This window comes from Hyphomonas sp., assembly GCF_018402285.1.
Lineage (GTDB): Bacteria > Pseudomonadota > Alphaproteobacteria > Caulobacterales > Hyphomonadaceae > Hyphomonas.
In genome coordinates, this window is the sequence record NZ_JAGYJH010000004.1 from 195,590 (window position 1) to 212,668 (window position 17,079).

General features: G+C 62.3%; 17 protein-coding genes. 9 read left to right on the forward strand and 8 right to left on the reverse strand.

Going from position 1 to position 17,079, the window contains the following annotated elements:
• Nucleotides 1-441 precede the first annotated feature (441 nt).
• A complete protein-coding gene (locus KG722_RS10705; protein ID WP_300998429.1) occupies nt 442-2,241 on the reverse strand; it encodes a M2 family metallopeptidase in 1,800 nt (599 codons plus the stop codon).
• A gap of 76 nt (nt 2,242-2,317) precedes the next feature.
• Nucleotides 2,318-2,548, reverse strand: coding sequence for a BolA/IbaG family iron-sulfur metabolism protein (locus KG722_RS10710; protein WP_213271773.1), 231 nt, complete (start codon nt 2,546-2,548; stop codon nt 2,318-2,320).
• Nucleotides 2,549-2,610: 62 nt separating this feature from the next.
• Between KG722_RS10710 and KG722_RS10715 the strand changes: the two genes are divergently transcribed.
• The 3 genes from KG722_RS10715 to KG722_RS10725 all read left to right on the forward strand — a co-directional run bounded on the left by KG722_RS10715 (nt 2,611) and on the right by KG722_RS10725 (nt 5,055).
• Nucleotides 2,611-3,678, forward strand: coding sequence for a M28 family peptidase (locus KG722_RS10715; RefSeq protein ID WP_213271774.1), 1,068 nt, complete (start codon nt 2,611-2,613; stop codon nt 3,676-3,678).
• Nucleotides 3,675-4,187: a DUF1993 family protein gene (locus tag KG722_RS10720; protein ID WP_213271775.1), complete on the forward strand. Its 513-nt coding sequence runs from the start codon at nt 3,675-3,677 to the stop codon at nt 4,185-4,187. Before KG722_RS10715 ends, KG722_RS10720 begins: the two co-directional genes overlap by 4 nt.
• 259 nt (nt 4,188-4,446) lie before the next feature.
• Nucleotides 4,447-5,055, forward strand: coding sequence for a porin family protein (locus tag KG722_RS10725; RefSeq protein WP_213271776.1), 609 nt, complete (start codon nt 4,447-4,449; stop codon nt 5,053-5,055).
• A gap of 80 nt (nt 5,056-5,135) precedes the next feature.
• Here the strand turns inward: KG722_RS10725 and purL are convergent, their stop codons facing one another.
• Complete coding sequence (gene purL, locus KG722_RS10730) at nt 5,136-7,394, reverse strand: phosphoribosylformylglycinamidine synthase subunit PurL (protein ID WP_213271777.1); 2,259 nt, start codon at nt 7,392-7,394, stop codon at nt 5,136-5,138.
• Nucleotides 7,395-7,426: 32 nt separating this feature from the next.
• The gene (locus tag KG722_RS10735; RefSeq protein ID WP_213271778.1) at nt 7,427-8,926 is read right to left on the reverse strand and encodes a sulfotransferase; all 1,500 of its coding nucleotides are present in this window, start codon (nt 8,924-8,926) and stop codon (nt 7,427-7,429) included.
• A gap of 131 nt (nt 8,927-9,057) precedes the next feature.
• Between KG722_RS10735 and KG722_RS10740 the strand changes: the two genes are divergently transcribed.
• Nucleotides 9,058-10,224: an FAD-dependent oxidoreductase gene (locus tag KG722_RS10740; RefSeq protein WP_213271779.1), complete on the forward strand. Its 1,167-nt coding sequence runs from the start codon at nt 9,058-9,060 to the stop codon at nt 10,222-10,224.
• Between the two features lie 59 nt (nt 10,225-10,283).
• Complete coding sequence (locus tag KG722_RS10745; RefSeq protein WP_213271780.1) at nt 10,284-10,601, forward strand: hypothetical protein; 318 nt, start codon at nt 10,284-10,286, stop codon at nt 10,599-10,601.
• Nucleotides 10,602-10,801: 200 nt separating this feature from the next.
• Here KG722_RS10745 and KG722_RS10750 read toward each other — a convergent pair whose 3' ends face one another.
• From KG722_RS10750 to purQ, 3 genes are all read right to left on the reverse strand, one after another.
• A complete protein-coding gene (locus tag KG722_RS10750; protein WP_213271781.1) occupies nt 10,802-11,815 on the reverse strand; it encodes an adenosine deaminase in 1,014 nt (337 codons plus the stop codon).
• A 74-nt stretch (nt 11,816-11,889) separates the two neighbouring features.
• The gene (locus KG722_RS10755) at nt 11,890-13,056 is read right to left on the reverse strand and encodes a vWA domain-containing protein (RefSeq protein ID WP_213271782.1); all 1,167 of its coding nucleotides are present in this window, start codon (nt 13,054-13,056) and stop codon (nt 11,890-11,892) included.
• A 326-nt stretch (nt 13,057-13,382) separates the two neighbouring features.
• Nucleotides 13,383-14,051, reverse strand: coding sequence for a phosphoribosylformylglycinamidine synthase subunit PurQ (purQ, locus tag KG722_RS10760; RefSeq protein ID WP_213271783.1), 669 nt, complete (start codon nt 14,049-14,051; stop codon nt 13,383-13,385).
• A gap of 161 nt (nt 14,052-14,212) precedes the next feature.
• Between purQ and KG722_RS10765 the strand changes: the two genes are divergently transcribed.
• The gene (locus KG722_RS10765) at nt 14,213-14,365 is read left to right on the forward strand and encodes an entericidin A/B family lipoprotein (RefSeq protein ID WP_213271784.1); all 153 of its coding nucleotides are present in this window, start codon (nt 14,213-14,215) and stop codon (nt 14,363-14,365) included.
• Nucleotides 14,366-14,775: 410 nt separating this feature from the next.
• On the opposite strand, the gene KG722_RS10770 is transcribed toward KG722_RS10765, so the two are convergent.
• Nucleotides 14,776-15,552 carry an exodeoxyribonuclease III gene (locus KG722_RS10770; protein ID WP_213271785.1) on the reverse strand — a complete coding sequence of 259 codons (777 nt, stop codon included), beginning with the start codon at nt 15,550-15,552 and terminating at the stop codon, nt 14,776-14,778.
• 83 nt (nt 15,553-15,635) lie between these two features.
• On the opposite strand from KG722_RS10770, the gene tatA reads away from it, so the two are divergent.
• Genes tatA through tatC form a run of 3 tightly spaced genes read left to right on the forward strand, consistent with a single transcriptional unit; the run spans nt 15,636 to nt 17,075 of the window.
• On the forward strand, nt 15,636-15,848 hold the full coding sequence (gene tatA, locus KG722_RS10775) for a twin-arginine translocase TatA/TatE family subunit (RefSeq protein WP_213271786.1): 213 nt from the start codon (nt 15,636-15,638) through the stop codon (nt 15,846-15,848).
• 25 nt (nt 15,849-15,873) lie between these two features.
• A complete protein-coding gene (tatB, locus tag KG722_RS10780) occupies nt 15,874-16,251 on the forward strand; it encodes a Sec-independent protein translocase protein TatB (protein ID WP_213271787.1) in 378 nt (125 codons plus the stop codon).
• Nucleotides 16,248-17,075 carry a twin-arginine translocase subunit TatC gene (gene tatC / locus KG722_RS10785; protein WP_213271788.1) on the forward strand — a complete coding sequence of 276 codons (828 nt, stop codon included), beginning with the start codon at nt 16,248-16,250 and terminating at the stop codon, nt 17,073-17,075. The genes tatB and tatC overlap by 4 nt, the downstream gene beginning before the upstream one ends.
• The last annotated feature ends 4 nt before the right edge of the window (nt 17,076-17,079 follow it).

A 17,079-nucleotide genomic window follows, 5' to 3' on the forward strand; every position in this document is an offset into this window, starting at 1 on the left:
CGGACAGGCAGTGACATCGGGTTTGCGGGGTGTTCAGGCGGCTCTGCTGCGGGCGCCGCGGCGCCCGGGGATAAGGGTCAGGTTGCGGCGCCGGCGCCTTGCCTGCCGCGCATGCGGCGAGAGCCCGCAGGTCGATCACGCTCCTGGGGAAATCGCAGCGCGATTACCAATCCCGGTAGCCCAAATACCGAACGTGACCGGCATGGCTCCTCGTGGGAAGGACGCGCCTGCTGTCGGGGAGCGAGGGCCCCGGGCGGACAGGTTGGTGCAAGTGATTTGGCAAAGCCCCGCGCCATCGCCAATCCGAAGGCACGCTTGTGTTGGGCTGAGCTGGGCCTGTCCTCTCTGGCGCAATCTGAACCTCCCGTGGTCTTGCGAAGGCCTGCAGCCGGCCTTACCAGCCGCAGCTTTGCCCGGCGTTTTCTTCCTTGAGGTAGACTGTCAGGGGGCGAAGTATTCGATAATGGCGCTGCCATCCATTTCGCGGGTGCCGGTGAATTTTTCGAGCGTGTCTGGCCAGGGCTGGGACATGCCTGCTTCCATCATTTCCTCGAATCGGCGGCCGACTTCCTTGTTCCCGTAGATCGAGCAGCGGTGGAGAGGACCTTCCCAGCCGGCCTGTTCGCAGGCGGCCTTGTGGAACTGGAACTGCATGATGAAGCTGAGGAAGTAGCGCAGGTAGGGCGTGTTGCCGGGGATGTGATACTTGGCGCCCGGATCGAATGCATCAGCCGGGCGGGGCGCGGGCGGGATGATGCCCTGGTTTTGCAGGCGCAGGTCGGTCCAGGACTGGTTGTAATTCTCAGGCGCAGTCTCGCCGGAGAGAACGCCCCAGCGCCAGCTGTCGACCGAGAGGGCGAACGGCAGGAAGGCGATCTTGTCGAGCGCCGTTTGAAGAAGAAGCGCAGTATCGGTGTCGGCGCCGGGCTTCTCGTCTGGCGTGATCAGCCCGATCTGTTCGAGATATTCCGGCGTGATCGAGAGAGCGACAAAGTCCCCGATGGCTTCGTGGAAACCGTCATGGGCGCCGTTCTTGTAGAGGTGATCCTGGTTGCGATAGGCGAGTTGGTAATAGTTGTGGCCGAGTTCGTGGTGAACGGTGTTGAAGTCTTCCGCGTTCACCTGTGTGCACATCTTGATACGGACGTCTTCATAATCGTCCAGATCCCAGGCGGAGGCGTGGCAGACGACCTCTCGGCCTTCCGGCTTGGTGATCATCGAGCGTTCCCAGAAGGTTTCGGGAAGCTCCTGAAGGCCGAGTGAGGTGAAGAAGGCTTCTGCAGTCTGCACCATCTGGAGCGGGGTGTAGCCTTTCTCATTCAGGCGCGCGCTGAGGTCATAAGTGGGGCCGGGCGTGTCGGTCTTGAGGATGTCGTAGACGCCCGACCATTGCTGGGCCCACATATTGCCGAGAAGATCTGCCCGGATCGGGCCGGTGGCGGGCTGGACGGCGTCGCCGTAATAGGTGTTGAGACGGCCGCGCGCATAGCAGTGAAGCTCCTTGTAGAGAGGCTCGACCTGCGTCCACAGGCGCTGGACTTCAGCCTCCATCTGCGCGGGCTGCATGTCGTAATTCGACAGCCACATCTGGTCGAGGCTGGGATAGCCAAGCTCTCGGGCGCCTTCATTGGCGATTTCCACCATGCGCGTGTAATCGGGCGCCATGGGCGCGGCGATGGAATGCCAGCCTTCCCAGACGGCCTGGAGGTCTGCCGGGTTGCGGGATTGCTGGATGATGCGGGAGGCTTCCAGAAGATCGATCTCGCGTCCCTGGAACATGAATTTGCCGGTGGAGTAGGTGGCGTCGAGCTTTGTGGTGATGTCGGCCAGTTCCTCGGCCGCGCCGTCGCGGGAGGGGGCAGGAAGGGTGATGCCGCTGCGCAGGATCTGGATCTTGCGGGCTTCTGCGGGGGGAAGTTCCTTGATGTCGAACTGTTTGGAGGCGTTCGCCAGGCTGACGAGCAGCCTGGTGAACTCGGCGCCCTCTGCGGCGGCGGCCGCGCTGGTTTCGTCAGTGATGTTGGTGGCCTGGTCCCAATAGGCCTGGGCGGTGATGTGGCTTTTGGCGGCAATCTGGCTTTCGGCATCGTTCAGAAAGGCGCGGGCCTCGATGGCGCGCTCTTCCATGGCGATGGCATCGGGGTCGATTTGGGTTCTTCCCGGTCCGCAGGAGACAAGCACAAGGCCGAGCGCAATGACGCTGGCAGACTGCAAGGCGGGTTTCAGGAACTGACGGAACATCACGGAGCCCTCCCAAGGCATGTGCCGGGCAGGAGACCGCGAACCGGCCCTTACGTCAATTCCTTACATGTCAGGCTCAGGGGGCCCGGGTTTTCAGGGCCAGGGCGTGCAGCACGCCGCCCATTTCGCCTTTCAGGGCATCATAAACCATCTGGTGCTGGCGGACGCGGGCAAGCCCGGCGAAAGCGGCGCTGACGATCTCGGCCTGCCAGTGATTGTCATCGCCGGCGAGGTCGGTAAGCGTGATCTCGGCATCCGGGAATGCCTCGGTCAGGTATTTCATCAGCGTGTCGCGGCTCATTCCCATGACGGCGTTTCCCTCTTTCAGGTGACTAGGCACATGCGGCGGGGCGCCTTATGGGTCAAGGCATGAGCGAGAAGAAACCTGTCAGACCCCATCCGCAATCCGGGCGCCGGAGCCTGGTTCCTGGCGCCGGCATTGTGCTGGCAGTCATCCTTGGTGCGTGGCTTTTCTGGCCGAAGGGCCAAGCGCCGCTGCCGGGCGTGACCTACAAGCCGGCCTATATCGAAGCAGCCGAGATGCTGCACCTGGCGCAGGTGTTGTCGTCCGACGCGCTGGAGGGGCGGGCCGCCGGGACGGCGGGTAATGAGGCGGCGCGCGGGTTTATCCACAAGCGTTTCGAGGAGATCGGTCTTCTGCCCTTGCCCGGTTTTGGGGGGTATACGCATACCTTTCCGATCGTGCCGCGGGAGGCGGACGCTGCGCCGATAATCGGGGCGAACCTGATCGGGTTCATTCCCGGGCGCACGCCTGGCGAAGGGCCGGCGCTGCTGATTACGGCGCATTACGACCATCTCGGCATCCGGGAGGGGGAGATCTATAATGGCGCTGACGACAATGCGTCGGGCGCTTCGGCGCTGGTGGCGGTGGCGGAGTATTTCGCGCTGAACCGGCCGGAGCATGACATTGTCATCGCGGCGCTGGACGCTGAAGAGATCGGCCTTCTGGGCGCGCGGGCGGTGGCGCGGATGGAGGGGCTTGAGATGTCCCGCGTGGCGCTGAACATGAACCTGGATATGGTGGGCCGCTCCGAAGCGGGTGAGCTTTATGTGGCGGGGACCTATCACTCGCCCGGTCTTGTGCCAGTGATCGAGGCGCTGGCTGAGCGCGCGCCGGTTACGCTGCTCATGGGGCATGACCGTCCCGAAGACGGGCCAGATGACTGGACCCTGCAGTCCGATCATGGCGTGTTTCACCAGATGGGTTTGCCCATCCTCTATTTCGGGGTGGAAGACCATCCGGGCTATCACAATCCCGGGGACGACTTTGAATTCCTGACGCCCGACTTTTTTGTGCGCGCGGCCGACACGCTCGTCATGGCGGCTATGGCAGTCGATGCCGAACTTCCCCGGATATATTCCCTGCGCCGGAACCCGGCCGCAGAAACAGATCAACCAGAAGGAAACGCTGAATGACCACCACCACGGTCTCCCATATCCTCAAGGCTTCTACTTCGCAAACGATCGGCGCGCTGAAGGGCATGCTGATCAAGGGAGAAGCCTACGCCCGAAAGCTGAATGTGGAGGACAGGGTGATCCTCTCCCACCGGCTTTACCCGGACATGTTTGACCTGACGCGCCAGGTGCAGATTGCCTGCGATACCGTTGCACGGGGCGCCGCGCGGCTCGCCGGTCTCGACATGCCGGAATTTCCCGATACGGAGCAGACCTTTGCGGACCTGATTGCGCGCTGCGAAAAGGCAATTGCCTATGTAAACGGCGTGGACAATGACAAGATCGATGCGAGCACGAATGTGACGCTGCAGATCCCGATGGGAGCCAATACGATGCCGATGGAAGGCAAGGCCTACCTTTCCGGCTTCATCCTCACCAACCTTCATTTTCATGCGGCGATTGCCTATGCATTGCTGCGCGCGCAGGGGCTGAACATCGGCAAGCGGGATTATCTCGTGCCGGTGGCATGACATTTCAGTCATTAATCAGATTGCGGAACAGTTATGAAAACAAGCGGCAGGCCAGCGCGGCCTGCCGCTTTCGTTTGAAAACAACGCTCTGACGCGAAACTGCTAAATTCATAATAAAATACAAAGGTGTGTCGCATCAGCAACAGCTGCTGTTTGCAGATATTTCACTGGAACTATTCCGGTCTTCGGACCGTTGTGTGCCTGTCTCGCCCGAATGGCGTGCACAAGAACACACGTAGCGTTTCTGGAAGGAGCACACATGTTCAGATCCATACTCATCGCATCCGCGGCCGTTGCAGGCCTTGCATCGGCGGCCCACGCGCAGGAGTCCGGCCCCTACTTCGAAGGTGGCTACCAGTATCTAGACATCAAGCCTGATGGCGCAGACAGCGGCGTCGACACGAATGGAATCGCAGGCCGCGCCGGCTGGCGTTTCAACACTGTCTTCAGCCTTGAGGCAGAGCTGGCGACCGGCATCGATGATGGCGAATTCGACTATAATGTCGACGAGGACGAACTCAACTTCGACGACAACAATGACGGCGACCTGAGTGACGTGATTACGGCGTCCGGAGACGTTGGTCTCAATTACCTGGCCGGCATCTATGGCAAGGCCAACCTTCCGCTGACGGAACGCCTCAATGCTTATGCCCGGGCAGGATATGCCTATGTCGATCTTGACGCCTCGATCAACACGCCAGGCGGCGTGAACGTCAATGTCGAAGACTCAGCTGATGGCCCGGCCTTCGGCGCGGGCATGAGCTATGACCTTTCGGACAATGTCTATCTGAAGGGGGATTACACCTACTACTCGTTTGACAGCACGGATACGAGCGGTGTGATGCTCGGTGTCGGCTACAAGTTCTGACAGGACCGCCAGACTGAATTCCAGGCAGAAGGCGCCCTCTCCCGTTTCCCGGGGGAGGGCGTCCCTTCATTCAGCGCCGATCAGATTGCGTTCATGTATCCTGGCAGCCAGCCTTCATGCGCGGTGCGGAGATCCGTCAGCGGCAGGACGGTCTTTTCGCCCTTGCGCAGATCATGCAGAAAGGTGATGGCGCCGGTGTTCTCGACCATGCCCGCAAAGAGAGCAGGGACATCACCGAGCAGGTCGAGCACGTCGTCTTCGTTCTTTGCGGCGACCAGGTAGCGGCCCTGGGTTTCACTGAAGAGGAAGGCCAGAGGGCCAAGAGTTGCGAGACGGTCGGCCTGCACGTCGAGTGTGATGCCGACATTGCCGGCCAGTGCCATTTCAGCCGCCGCGACCGCCAGGCCTCCATCGCTTAGATCGTGGACAGCGTGGACAAGGCCCCTGGCAATCAGCTGGCGGACGATGGCAGAGGTCTGGATTTCGTCTTCAAGGTCCACTGGGGGCGGGCCGAGGGCGTCGCCCTTGAGGCCAAGCCATTTGCGCGCATAGAGCGAGGCGCCAAAGTCAGCGGCATTCTCTCCGATGATGATCAGCGCGTCGCCTGGCTGGGCACCCTTGAGGGTGGCGATTTTCGAGAGGTCTTCGATCAGGCCGACGCCGCCGACGACAGGCGTGGGTGGAATGGCTTTGCCATCGGTCTCGTTATAGAGTGACACGTTGCCGGAAACGACCGGGAAGTCGAGCACCCGGCAGGCTTCGGCCATGCCTTCGATGGCCTTGACGATATAGCCCATGGTGGCGGGTTTTTCCGGGTTGCCGAAGTTCAGGTTGTCGGTGATGGCGATGGGCGTGGCGCCGACCGCCGAAAGGTTGCGGTAGGCTTCGGCAACTGCCTGTTTGCCGCCTTCATAGGGATCAGCGGAAACATAGTGCGGGTTGCAGTCCGAACAGATGGCAAGGGCCTTGTTGGTGCCGTGCACGCGAACGATGGCGGCATCCCCGCCGCTTTGGGAAGAGTCGATCGTGTCGTTCATGACATGGCGATCATACTGTTCCCAGACCCAGCGCTTGGACGCCATGTCGGGCGTGGACATGAGCTTGGTGAGCACTTCGGCATAGCTTGCAGGTGCAGTGTGCTTTGAAATTTCGAAGGCGGGGCGTTCTGGCGGCTCTGTCCACGGACGGTCATAAAGAGGCGCGTCTTCGCCGAGCGGAGCGATGGGAATATCGCACACGACTTCGCCGAACTGTTTAAGCACCAGGCGACCTGTCTCGGTTGTGATGCCGATGACTTCGGCGTCGAGGTCCCATTTGTCGAAGATCTTCTTGGCCACCGCTTCCTTGCCGGGCTTCAGGATCATCAGCATGCGCTCCTGGCTTTCCGAGAGCATGATTTCATAGGCCGTCATGCCGGTTTCGCGCTGGGGCACGGCGTCGAGGTCCATCTCGATGCCGACGCCGCCCTTGTCTGCCATCTCGACCGATGAGGAGGTGAGGCCGGCCGCGCCCATGTCCTGGATGGACTGGATCGCGTCGGTCGCCATCAGCTCGAGGCAGGCTTCAATCAGGAGTTTCTCGGTGAAGGGGTCGCCAACCTGAACGGTGGGGCGGTTGTCCTCTTCGCCTTCGGTGAATTCGGCCGAGGCCATGGTGGCCCCGTGGATGCCGTCGCGGCCGGTCTTGGAGCCGACATAGAGGATCTGCAGGCCGGGCAGGGCGCCGCGGGCGTAGAAAATCTTGTCCTGATCGGCGAGGCCAACGGCCATCGCGTTGACGAGGATGTTGCCGTTATAACCCTCGTCGAACTGGGTTTCACCGGCAACAGTCGGCACGCCAACGCAGTTGCCATAGCCGCCAATGCCTGCGACGACGCCGGCGACAAGCTGGCGGGTCCTGGGATGGCCCGGATCGCCAAAGCGCAGGGCATTGACCAGCGCGATCGGGCGCGCGCCCATGGTGAACACGTCGCGCAGGATACCGCCGACGCCGGTGGCGGCGCCCTGATAGGGCTCGATGTATGAGGGGTGGTTGTGGCTCTCCATCTTGAAGATGGCGGCCTGCCCGTCGCCGATGTCGATCACGCCGGCATTCTCGCCGGGTCCCTGGATGACGCGGGGGCCTTTGGTGGGGAATTTCGAGAGGTGGCGGCGGGAGGATTTGTAGGAGCAGTGCTCTGACCACATCACCGAATAGATGCCCAGTTCCACAAGGTTGGGATTGCGGCCAAGGCGGCTGACGAGGCGCTCCCATTCATCGGCCTTGATGCCATGCCCGGCGCCGGAGGCGGCGTCCTGCTCGGCCTGTAGATGGGAGAGAATGGCGGCGGTATCGGTCATGACATCAGCCCGTGTTTGGATTTGGCGCAGCGCTAGGCGGGTTTGGCGGCTTGTTCAACTGCCAGAAGCGCATCCAGCGCAGGATCGGAAGGGAGAGATCGCAGATAGGCCTCATAATGCTTCCAGCGGCCGATCGAGCGGTCGTGCAGCGTTTCTCTCACCTGCCAGACCGAAGCGGTTTTCACGGGGCCCTGCGCCTTGTGGAATTCGAGGCAGGCCTCGTCAAACGGCAGGCCCAGGAAGTCCAGCATCCGGCCCACTTCCTGCTCGGGCTGCATGACAACGGCCTCGTAAGGAACAGTCAGGATGTCATCGGGAAACAGGCGCCGCCAATGGCTCATCATGCGGCGTTCGGCGTGGGCATGGGCGGCAATGTCCTGAAGGGTATAGCCGTAGTTCAGGGAGACGTGCAGGTATTGGCCCCAGACCGAGATCAGCGTGTCGAGCGGGTGGCGCACGGTGTTGATGATCTTCGCCTTCGGGAAGAGGCTCTTGATCAGGCCGACATGCCAGAAATTGTCCGGACGCTTGTCCGTGACCACGCCTGCGCCGGGATACATGGCGCGAATGCGGGTGAGATAGGCTTCGGCATAGTCTTTCAGCAGCGGCTCGGGCGCGGCAGTGATGCCGGCCGGATCGTTGCCAAGGCCGCGGGCGATGCGGGGGATCATATCAAGTTCGCCGCCGGCAGCGATCTGGCCGTGGGCGCCGAGGATCTGTTCCACCAGCGTTGAGCCGGAGCGGAACATGCCAAGGATGAATACCGGTTGGGGGCTCGGGTCACGGATGCCGGTCTGGCGGCCGCCATCGGTAGCAAAGACCGCTGCCACACGCTCGACGCGCCTGAGCTCATTGATGCCGTTATAGGGGGCGACCTGGCCTGCTGCGGCGTTGCGGGCGCTGCTGTTGGCGGCTTCGAAGGCGGCGGCTGCCTCGGCATAAGCGGTGCAGCTGTCATACAGGCGGCCGAGTGCGAACTGCAGCAGCGCAAGATCAGCGGGCAGAAGCGTGCCGCTCGCGATGAGGGCGCGGAGCTTGCCGATCATCGGGTCATCAGTCGAGGCGGCTGTTCCCAGGCCTGCGAGGCGCGCGAGCGCCATGGCGTTGCCGGGCGCCAGGGCGTGGGCCTTTTCGTAGACAGCCCGGGCTTCGGCGCGCTCGCCGAGATCTTCGTGAAGATTGCCGAGATTGATGAGGGCCGGCAGGTATTTCGGCGAGAGGGTCAGTGCCCGCTCCAACTCTGCCTTTGCCTCGGCAGGACGGGCCATCGCATCGGAGAGAATGGCGGCGCGGTTCAGATGGACTTCTTCTGCGCCTTTTACCCCCCGCGTCAGGGCTTCTTCATAGGCCGCAAATGCCTCCTGCGCCATGCCGGCCCGGCGCAGCAGCCAGCCGAGATTGTACCAGCTGTCCGGCAGGTCCGGATATTCGGAGAGCAGGGCCCTGTAGGCCGCAATGGCATCAGGAACATTACCCGTCTCGCGGAGCCGGGAGGCGGTGTTGAGGAGTTCTTGCTGGCGCGTATCAGTCATCCAAGCCGTTTAGCGTCGAAAGGCGGATATCGCCATAGGGTACAACGCTTTACATGCATGGGCTCGCGGGTGGTTGGCGCAGATGGCTTGCGGGCGCTACACAGGCCCGGTCCTTTCAGGAGCCATGCCCGATGCCGGAACTTGCCCGCAGATCCCTTCTTCTCGGCCTTAGCGCGGCGGCGCTCTCGGCGTGCGTCAGCCGGCCTGTGTCCGTGCCGGGTGCGCCGGCAGACCGGCCCTTCCCGAAAGTGCTGTCCCGGCGGGACCGGATAACGCGCACGGTTGTGGGACTGCGCCCGTTCCGGCCTCAGGGTTTCCGGCTGGAGGCCGAGGCGTTCGGCGAGAAGACGGTGATCCACAATTACGGCCATGGCGGATGCGGGGTGACGCTGTCCTGGGGCACCTGCCAGCGGGCGGCCGTGATGGCGGGGGAGGCGGGCCGTCTTGATGTGGCTGTGCTTGGCGGCGGGGTGATGGGGCTTACGAGCGCGCTGATCCTGGCGCGGCGCGGGCATGATGTGACCGTCTACGCCGATGTGATGCATCCGAACACGACGTCCAATGTGGCGGGCGCTTTGTGGCTGCCCTCGAGCCTCTATGACCGGGACGTGGCGAGCGAAGACTTTCTCCGGCTCAACTGGCAGGTCACGCGGGAAGCGCATCGGGGCTTCCTGCCTTATGTGAACCGGCCGGGATATGGGGTGAGCTGGGTGCACCATTCGGAGGTGTCGGAGCGTGTGCGCGAGCCGCGCTGGGCGCTGCCGGGCGGGGATGATCTCTATCCGGGGCTGGAGGTGCTGACCGCGCAGACGCGGTTCGGCTTTGCCTATGAGGAGCGTTACCACACGCTGATGATAGACCCGGACTATTATCTCGACATGCTGATGAAGGACGCTCAGCTCGCCGGGGCGAGGTTTGTCTCCTGGCGGTTCGAGACGCTGGATGAACTGCTGGCGTTGCCGGAGCCGGTGATCGTGAACTGCACGGGGCTTGGCGCGGCGAAGCTCTTTGCGGACGAGACGCTGATCCCGATCCGGGGCCAGCTAAGCCATCTGCTGCCGCAGCCGGAGATCGACTATTCCTATACCGGCTGGGGCAATGGCGGATCGCTCTACATGTTCCCCCGCAAGACCGGACTGGTGCTGGGCGGCAGCCATGGCCGCGGGGATGTTTCGATGGATGTCAGCGAGGAAGAGCTGACGCGGATGGTGGACGGGCATGCGGCGCTGGCCGAGCGGGCGGCGTTTTCGACCTCGGCATCAAACCAGGCAATTTCCGGGCTGTTCTCCGGCGCCTGAACCTGCCGGCCAAGGGCTGCGTTCGACGTTTACTTGTCACGCATCACAGGAGCCAAATCATGCCAGTGGCGTTGATCGCCCTTTTTCCCGCCGTTCTGATGGCAGACGCCGCTTGCGCGCAATCTGCCGAGCCCATGCCACAGGCCGAACCGGACGTTCCGGTGACCGAGGAGGCCGGACCCGAGGCAGAGGCCGAGGTGCTCTTTTCGGCGAGCTGCATGACGGCCGATACCGGGTTTGGTGGCCGCATCGCTCAGATCAAGGCGGCTTCTGCCGGGGATGCTGTCGGCGCGATCGACACCTTTACGTGTGCCGGCAATGGGCGGGTTCCCGCCGCGCCCCCACTTTGCGTCCGGCACGGCCGCTGGCCTTGCTGATCCGGTCAGCCAGCAGACCTGTGTCCTGGCGTCCGGCGCCGGGGAGATGCCGATCGTATCGGGTTCGCGCGGGAGCGTCTTTGAGATCGATCCGACGCCGGGCGCAGCGGTACCGCTGGTTGCTCAGACGGAGGATGGCGATGAGGTCGACCCTGTCAAAGCAGCCCCTGCCGACAGCTGACAGCCCGGGCGCCCGTCTGTCATCGGAGAGCCGTTTCGATGTCTGCCAGATGGCGGTTTTTGTCCGTCTGCGGAAGGAAGCTGGCGGTGAAGCTGTTGCGGGCGAGCTTGATGATCTGGGCGTCCGACAGTCCGAGGGCTTCTGCGGTTTTCTCGTAATTTCGGCCGATATAGCCGCCGAAATAGGCCGGATCGTCGGAATTGACCGTGACCAGAAGGCCTGCCTCCAGCTGAGCTTTGACCGGGCTCTTTTTCAGATCATCGATCACGCACAGCGACAGGTTTGACAGCGGACAATTGGTCAGCGGGATCTGCATTTCACGGATCATGCTGACGAGTTCAGGATCTTCCATGCAGCGGTTGCCGTGGTCGATCCGGTCCACGCCGATGTCGAGCAGGGCTTGGCGGACATAGGAGGGCGGGCCTTCTTCGCCGGCATGCATACACAGCTTGAAGCCGATCTCCCGGCAGCGCCGGTAGAGGCGCTCGAACTTGAGGGGCGGGTGGCCCATTTCAGAGGAATCGAGGCCGACGCCGATGAACTTGTCGTGCCATGGCTCCGATTCCACCAGCAGGTCAAAGCCGTCCTCTTCTGAGAGATGCCGCAGGAAGCTCATGATCAGGCAGGCGCTGATGCCGAGTTCCTGTTCGCCTTTCTTGATTGCGGTGAGGATTCCCTCGGTGACGACGCCGAAGGGTACGCCGCGCTCGGTATGAGCCTGGGGATCATAGAACATCTCGACATGGCGGACATTGTCGGCCTTGGCGCGCTGGAGATAGGCCCAGGTCAGGTCGAAGAAGTCCTCCTCGGTACGGAGCACCTGCATGCCCTGATAGTAGAGATCGAGGAATTCCTGGAGGTTGGAGAAGTTGTAGGCGGCTTTTGCATCTTCTAGCGTCTTGAAGGGCAGGGTGATCCTGTTGCGCTCGGCGAGCGCCATCATCTGCTCGGGCTCGAAGCTGCCTTCGATGTGGAGATGGAGCTCGGCCTTGGGCAGGCGGTGGATGAGGGAGGTGCGGGATGGGTCAGTCATTCCGCCTATAGACAAGGCAGGCAGCGCCTTGTCCAGTTCAACCCTGCGCGGTCCGCGCTGCCCCGATGGCCTGCCTATTCCCCGCTCAGTTCCTCGACCTTGCAGAGGCCCGCGCGGTAGGAGCCGACCGTGCGGATCACATCCTCGCCCTCCGGCTCTATCCGCTCGCCGCTGACGAGGCTGGAGAGCACGCGCGTTACCAGCTGGTCCAGCCTTGTCACCACATAGCAGTCCACGGTCGGCTCGGCGTGCGGATTGCCGATGCCGCTATCGTCGGTGAGGAAGAGGTAGCGTCCGCCCGTGATCTGGCCCATGCCCCGCATCAGGAACTCGGCCGTCTTGTCCACACCACTTGCCGCAAGCGGCACGATATGGATGCCGCGCGTGCGGGAGACCAGCGCGGCGTCCCAGCTCGCCATAAGGTCAGCTTTGTGGGGCGGGGCATCGGCAACAAGCAGGTTGACCCTCACCGCATCAGGGCGCCATTCGAAACCGAGGCCTCTTTGCAGGGCATCCTTCATGGCTTCGGGAAAGTCGCCGCCGCCGCCTGCGCTTTGCTGGTGCAGATCCGCTTTGAAGCTTGCAATGTCGGTCGTGAAGGAAAAGTCCCGCACGACGTACTCATCGCCCTTGTCGCGATAGACAATGAGCCCGGCACGAATATCAAGGCCGGGGTTTGCTGTCTTGACGCGGTCGAGGATGCCTTCGATTTCCTTTTGAAGATATGCCATCTCGTCACCCATCGAGCCCGTGGCATCGAGGGTGAGCAGAAGGTCGAGCTTGGTCGCCGCTGTCCGGTCGCCGTCAATCTCAAAGACCAGTTCGCCGCCCGATGCGATCAGTTCGCCAGACACTGTCTGTGACCCGGTCTTCTTTCCACGCGCGGTGACGGTGACGTTCATGCCCTCCGCCAGAACATCATACTGCGGGTAGAGGTAAGTGATGCCATTTGCGCCGGTGCGCAGCGGGAACATGTCTTTTCCGTCACCGGTCTTCAGCGTGATCTCTGCCAGCGGCACCGGCTTGCCGAGCCGGTCGACGACGCGGATCGCGATGCGCTGGTTTGCATCGACATAGGGCAGGTCCAGGTTTGCAAGTTCGCCCTGCAGCACCTTGTCGAGATAGGCCTTGTAGAGGTCCGGGTTCAGGACATCGTCATAATCACCCGCCGTGAGCAGGCCCGCCTGCGCTTCAGGCTGGGGTTTGGGATCATCCGGCGGCGCGATCTCGCCGCCAGTCACGGCTACTTCAGTGCGTGAAAGTTCGCGGACGGCTGCGCCATCCGAAGACGCAGATCCAAGCGGTGGCGGTGGCGGAGGGGGAGGTGGTGGTGGTGGTGGCGCGGGCGGGGGCGCCATGGGTGCTGGCACAGACGTCTCCGCCGGCCCCGGAGTTGCGCCATCCTGCGTACTGCATGCCGCCAGAATGCCAACGGCCAGACAGCCGGCGACGGCCCATTTGAGTGATTGTTGCAATGTCATATCCCCACATTCGGATTTGCGCGAAGTAACGCGCGCCAATCAGGCAGGACTATGATTGAAACGAGATTCTTTGGGGCAGTCAGCCCCTAAGCCGCCGCCATCAGGCTCTTGAACAGGCCGATGCCGTCACTACCGCCTTCATGGTCGCCGATGGCGCGTTCGGGGTGGGGCATCATGCCCAGGATGCGGCCATTTTCCGAAAGGATACCGGCAATGTCGCGGGCCGCGCCATTGGGGTTTTCGCCGCTGGCATAACGGAAGGCGACGCGGCCTTCGCCTTCGAGCCGGTCGAGTGTCGCGGCATCGGCAAAGAAGTTGCCCTCGGCATGGGCGATCGGGATGATGACTTGGCTACCGCCGGTATAGGCACTGGTGAAGGCGGTGTTACTGCTCTCGACTTTCAGTTTCTGCGGGCGGCAAACGAAGTGGAGCGAGGCATTACGGACCAGAGCGCCGGGCAGGAGGCCGGTTTCGGTGAGGATCTGGAAGCCGTTGCAGACGCCGAGGATGTATCCGCCGCGCCCGGCATGGGCCTTGAGCTGGGAGATGATCGGCGAATTGCCCGCCATGGCGCCGCAGCGCAGGTAATCGCCGTAGGAAAAGCCGCCGGGCACCATCACCAGGTCTGTTCCGGCAGGGATTTCCCCGTCCTTGTGCCAGACCATGGCCGGGGCGTTGCCGGTCAGCTTTTCCAACGCGTCATGCGCGTCACGATCACAGTTCGAGCCGGGAAAGACGATGACAGCTGATTTCATGGGCGCTCTCTAGCAAAGAGTCGGGCGCTTTGGAAACGGGAATGACGCGCCCGAAGCAGTGAGGCATTTAGGCCACATAACACGTTGATCACAAAGTATAACACTTGCCGAAATTCGGGCGCCGCGCCATCCTTGCTCATCACAAACGGGAGATTCAGACCATGAAAAAAGTGATTGCTGCCCTGTTCGCAGTAGCCGCGCTGCCGGTCCTGGCGGCCTGCAACACCATTGAAGGCCTTGGCAAGGACGTGAAGGCCGGTGGCCAGGCCGTCGAAGAGACCGCCAAGGAAGTCAAAGAAGACATCACGAAGTAAGTTACCCGCAGGCGGCGGGGCGAGTGTCTTGCCGCCTGCTCCTACTTTGCCCTGGAAGATAAACCAGGCGCCCGGTGCGATCAGGCCGAACCCCACCCGCGTGGTTCCAGCCGAGCGGCTCCTTGAGTACCCGCACCGGACATCCGGCGAACCCGTTCAGGGGGTCACCTGCTGGATCGTCATGAGTTCTGCGGCCGAACAGACCCGATGTCCCCAGCGGTTGGCGGGTACGGCGAAGGTTCATTCGATCAGCGCAATGCCCAGCTGGCAGGGATGACCAGCCCCGCGGCGGCGCCTGGAAGTTCAGGTGCCCATACCGGGCCATCGTCATGAGCGGTTGGAGATCGACAGAAACACAACCGGCAGGACATGTGGCGGCATGAAGGCTCCGGAAGGCGGGAGGGCGTGAATCAGTCCTCAAATACCGCGATGACTGGCACATGATCTGACGGTTTCTCCATCGCGCGGGCCTTGCGGTAGATTTCGATACCGGTGAGCCGGTCGGTCATGCGGGGGCAGGCGAGTACATGGTCGATGCGGATACCGTGATCCTTCTGAAAGGCGCCGCCCTGATAGTCCCAGAATGTGTATTGATGGGCCCGGCCGTCGCAGGCCTCGAAGGCATCGGTGAGGCCAAGATGCTTCAGCTGTCGCCAGGCGGCGCGGGTTTCGGGCAGGGCGAGGGCGTCGGTGTTCCAGACGGTGTCGTCCCAGCAATCTTCCGGCGCGGGAATGGCGTTGTAATCTCCGCACAGGACAAAGGGCTCCTCGGCAGTCAGCAGGTTGCGGGCGTGGTCTTCCAGCGCGGCGACCCATTCGAGCTTGTAGTCATACTTCTCCCCCGGCGCGGGATTGCCGTTGGGCAGGTAGAGCCCGCCGACGCGGACAGGCCGGTCTGCCAGGACGGTCGCCTCGATGTAGCGGGCCTGATCGTCCTTGAGGGTGGACATCTCGCGGGTGACATCCTGAAGGGGGAATTTGGACAGGATGGCGACGCCATTATAGCTTTTCTGGCCATGAACGGCGCAGTTCCAGCCCAGTTCTTCTATCTCCAGATAGGGGAAGGCGTCGGTTTCGCACTTCAGTTCCTGCAGGCAGACCACGTCTGCATTGATATCGCTCAGCACCTGCAGAACAGTCGGCAGGCGGGCTTTCATCGAATTGACATTCCAGGTCGCTATACGCATGGGCTAACCTCATAAGCAGCTTCGCGCCATTGTTCCAGCAGCGGTCGGGCCTTATACTATCGGAAACCTGAGGAGTCGCGTTCATGGCGCCAAGCTGGATTCAACTGCTGATCGTGGTCGTGGTCGCTCTGCTGCTGTTTGGCGGCAGGGGGCGGATTTCCTCTATCATGGGCGACATGGCCAAGGGCATCGGCGCGTTCCGCAAGGGCCTCAAGGATGAGGAAACCAAGCCGGTGACCAAGGACGACATGGTCGACATCACGCCCAAGAAAGACGAGACGAAGACCTCGTCCTGATGACTGGCCCGGAGGGCGGATAGCCATGCTGCCCGGCATAGGGTTTTCCGAGATATTGCTGATTGGCCTTGCGGCCCTCATCATCATTGGTCCCAAGGATCTGCCGATGATGATGCGCAAGATCGGCCAGATCATGGGCAAGGGCCGGCGCATGGCGCGGGAATTCCAGGCGGCGTTTGACGATATCGCCCGCCAGAGCGAGCTCGACGAGCTCAAGAAGGAAATCCAGGAACTTCGCAAATCCAACACGCTGACAACTGCGCAGGATGATCTGGCGGCCTATGAGGCGGACGTGAATTCTGCCGTGATGCGCGAGCCGGCGCCCCCCTCGCCGCCGGCCGTGGCGCCTGAGCCAAAGGACGAGCTGCCCCCTGCCACTCCGGCCAAAGGCGACCCTGCATGAGCCACGCCCCGCCAAAGGACGAACAGCCGGAGATCCTGGACGACGAGGTGGAGTCGAGTCGGGCGCCGCTGCTCAGCCATCTGGTCGAGCTGCGCGGGCGGCTGATCAAGAGCCTGCTGGCGCTTGGCGCGGCGACGATCCTTGCGTTCTTCTTTGCCGACCAGATCTACAACCTGCTGGTGGCGCCGTTTGCCTCGATGGCCGAAGACATACGCGGCTCGAAGCTGGAATTCATCTTCACGGCGCCGATGGAGTTCTTCTTCGCGAAGTTGAAGCTGGCGCTGTTTGCGGGCGTGTTCATCGCGTTCCCGGTCATCGCCTGGCAGGTCTATGCCTTTGTGGCGCCGGGCCTGTACAAGACCGAGCGCGGCGCTTTCTGGCCCTACCTTGTCTTTGCGCCGGTCCTGTTTTCGCTGGGCGCGGCGTTTGTCTATTTCATCATGCTGCCGATGCTGGCGCGGTTCACGATCTCCATGGAGCAGGTGGACGCGGCGCAGACGACGATCCGGATGATGCCGCGGGTGAGCGATTACCTGTCGCTGGTGATGGCGCTGATGCTGGCGTTCGGCATTTCGTTCCAGCTGCCGGTGATCCTGACACTTCTGGCACGGATCGGGATTGTGACTTCCCAGGGCCTCGGCAAGGGCCGGAAGTATGCCATCGTCGGCATCCTTGCCTTTGCGGCCTTGTTTACCCCGCCGGACGCGATTTCCCAGCTGATGCTGGCGATCCCGGTCTACCTTCTCTACGAGATTTCGATCTTTTGCGTGCGGATGATCGAGAAGAAGGTTCAGAAGGCGGAGGCGGCCGCCGCCGCCGAGTAAATTT

Bases quoted from the DNA above. Each gene is read 5' to 3' on its own strand.
- tatC (WP_213271788.1), top strand. From the start codon at position 16,248: ATGAGCCACGCCCCGCCAAAGGACGAACAGCCGGAGATCCTGGACGAC.
- tatA (WP_213271786.1), top strand. From the start codon at position 15,636: ATGGCGCCAAGCTGGATTCAACTGCTGATCGTGGTCGTGGTCGCTCTG.
- KG722_RS10735 (WP_213271778.1), bottom strand. From the start codon at position 8,926: ATGACTGATACGCGCCAGCAAGAACTCCTCAACACCGCCTCCCGGCTC.
- KG722_RS10725 (WP_213271776.1), top strand. From the start codon at position 4,447: ATGTTCAGATCCATACTCATCGCATCCGCGGCCGTTGCAGGCCTTGCA.
- KG722_RS10745 (WP_213271780.1), top strand. From the start codon at position 10,284: ATGCCAGTGGCGTTGATCGCCCTTTTTCCCGCCGTTCTGATGGCAGAC.
- purL (WP_213271777.1), bottom strand. From the start codon at position 7,394: ATGACCGATACCGCCGCCATTCTCTCCCATCTACAGGCCGAGCAGGAC.
- KG722_RS10710 (WP_213271773.1), bottom strand. From the start codon at position 2,548: ATGGGAATGAGCCGCGACACGCTGATGAAATACCTGACCGAGGCATTC.
- KG722_RS10750 (WP_213271781.1), bottom strand. From the start codon at position 11,815: ATGACTGACCCATCCCGCACCTCCCTCATCCACCGCCTGCCCAAGGCC.
- KG722_RS10770 (WP_213271785.1), bottom strand. From the start codon at position 15,552: ATGCGTATAGCGACCTGGAATGTCAATTCGATGAAAGCCCGCCTGCCG.
- KG722_RS10765 (WP_213271784.1), top strand. From the start codon at position 14,213: ATGAAAAAAGTGATTGCTGCCCTGTTCGCAGTAGCCGCGCTGCCGGTC.
- KG722_RS10720 (WP_213271775.1), top strand. From the start codon at position 3,675: ATGACCACCACCACGGTCTCCCATATCCTCAAGGCTTCTACTTCGCAA.
- KG722_RS10715 (WP_213271774.1), top strand. From the start codon at position 2,611: ATGAGCGAGAAGAAACCTGTCAGACCCCATCCGCAATCCGGGCGCCGG.
- purQ (WP_213271783.1), bottom strand. From the start codon at position 14,051: ATGAAATCAGCTGTCATCGTCTTTCCCGGCTCGAACTGTGATCGTGAC.
- KG722_RS10705 (WP_300998429.1), bottom strand. From the start codon at position 2,241: ATGTTCCGTCAGTTCCTGAAACCCGCCTTGCAGTCTGCCAGCGTCATT.
- tatB (WP_213271787.1), top strand. From the start codon at position 15,874: ATGCTGCCCGGCATAGGGTTTTCCGAGATATTGCTGATTGGCCTTGCG.
- KG722_RS10740 (WP_213271779.1), top strand. From the start codon at position 9,058: ATGCCGGAACTTGCCCGCAGATCCCTTCTTCTCGGCCTTAGCGCGGCG.